This is a genomic window from Alteromonas antoniana, from assembly GCF_019249295.1.
GTDB lineage: Bacteria > Pseudomonadota > Gammaproteobacteria > Enterobacterales > Alteromonadaceae > Alteromonas > Alteromonas antoniana.
In genome coordinates, this window is record NZ_JAESDH010000079.1 from 1 (window position 1) to 1,091 (window position 1,091).

A 1,091-nucleotide genomic window follows, 5' to 3' on the forward strand; every position below is an offset into this window, starting at 1 on the left:
CCCGATTTCAGATAATAAGTGCACCACTCATGGTTAAACGGTGAGAAGAGATCAACTGCCTGTTGGTGGTACTCTATAGTCGCCAAACAAATAGAAGTAATTACCATGAGATACAAGCAGTTGATCGAAGGACAACGATACCAGATCGAAGCCTACTTGCGCGAGGGTTTCAGTTATCGGGAAATTGGGAAGCGGCTTAAAGTCAGTCACAGCACGATTAGTCGTGAAGTACGTCGCAACAGGATTCGGGATAATCATTACCTGCCCGAAGTAGCCCATGCTAAGACGATTAAGCGACGATGTCAGGCGGCCAAGTACAGCATCCCCGCGCTCACCATGACGTTTGTTGAGTTCGGGTTGGGGCAAAAATGGAGTCCCGAGCAGATTGCAGGTGTAAGCAAAATCATTGGCTACCCAGTCAGCCATGAGTGGATTTACGGCTACGTACAGCAAGACAAATTGCGTGGAGGTAAGCTGTTCAGGCAATTGCGACATGGTCGGCGTAAGTACCGAAAAGGCAACCGGGCGAAGCGCGTTATTATTCCGAACCGGATTGGCATTGAGCGCCGTCCTGCTATTGTTGATAAGAAGAAACGGTTTGGTGACTGGGAAGCCGATACTGTCTTAGGAAAACAAGGAACAGGCGCAATAGTCAGCCTGGTTGAACGCAAAAGTAAGCTATACCTGATACGTAAAGTGCCCGCGAAAAGCGCAGCTGACGTGAGCAGAGCGATGATTGGCATGTTATGGCGCTACCGCCGCCATGTTCGCACTATTACGGCGGACAACGGCAGTGAATTCTGTGACCATGAACTGGTTGCAGAGAAGTTGAAGACGGATATTTACTTCGCCAATCCATATTCATCATGGGAACGCGGATTGAATGAAAACTTCAATGGGTTGCTACGGCAATACATCCGTAAAGGTACAGACCTACGAACGGTGACAGCCAAACAAATTGCTGACGTTGAGCGTGCTCTGAATGCAAGGCCAAGAAAGTGTCTTGGGTTTAAACAGCCTGCCGTCGTCTTCGAGCAGTTACGTAAGGCAGCTTAATTTAGCGAGTGGTGCACTTCGGAGTTGAATTCGCG

General features: G+C 48.9%; 1 protein-coding gene. It reads left to right on the forward strand.

Features of this window, described 5'->3' with window-relative positions:
- The first annotated feature begins 105 nt into the window (after positions 1-105).
- A complete protein-coding gene (locus JKP77_RS22140; RefSeq protein WP_218313339.1) occupies positions 106-1,056 on the forward strand; it encodes an IS30 family transposase in 951 nt (316 codons plus the stop codon).
- Positions 1,057-1,091: the final 35 nt, after the last annotated feature.